The sequence below is a fragment of the Campylobacter sp. 107 genome (genome assembly GCF_002383835.1).
In the GTDB taxonomy this organism is placed as follows: Bacteria; Campylobacterota; Campylobacteria; order Campylobacterales; family Campylobacteraceae; genus Campylobacter_D; species Campylobacter_D jejuni.
On sequence record NZ_NXBA01000013.1, the window covers coordinates 1 to 522 of the forward strand.

Genomic DNA, 522 nt, shown 5'->3' on the forward strand with positions numbered 1-522 from the left:
GCAAAAATGATTTATGATTTACACGATCATCATTATGAGAGTTTATTAGATGAATTTGGTATGCTTCCTTTTTTAGATGAGATTATAGGAGCAGATTGGACGATTGATTTAAATAAATATGATTTTGCCTATGATGAAGAAGGCAGGATCATTTGGGCTTTATATAATGATATTGAAAAAGGTAAATTAAAAGATCCAAGAGATATAGATTCTACTCCTGAAAGTAGAAATAAATTTGATGATGCTATGGATGGATATAGAAATGGGATGAAAACTAACTTTGATGTAGATACTCCAAATGATTGGAGTGAACAACAAGCCACTTTATTCAAAGATACCCTAGTATTAAGCGCTAAACTCGCAGCCCTCACTCCTCCTCAAGGCTATCCTAATGCACCTTATTATTTTACACCTGAAAGATTGGAATGGATTTATAAAAGAGGATATTTAGACAAATTCCTTGATCCAAGAATTCCTGCTATTTATAGATATAATTTTCCGCAAGAACTTCGAGCTAAAATA

At 32.2% G+C, this 522-nt stretch carries 1 pseudogene; it reads left to right on the forward strand.

Annotation, left to right across the window (positions count from 1 at the left end):
• Nucleotides 1–522 (forward strand): annotated as a pseudogene (locus BGS40_RS00890) (hypothetical protein); the annotation flags it as partial.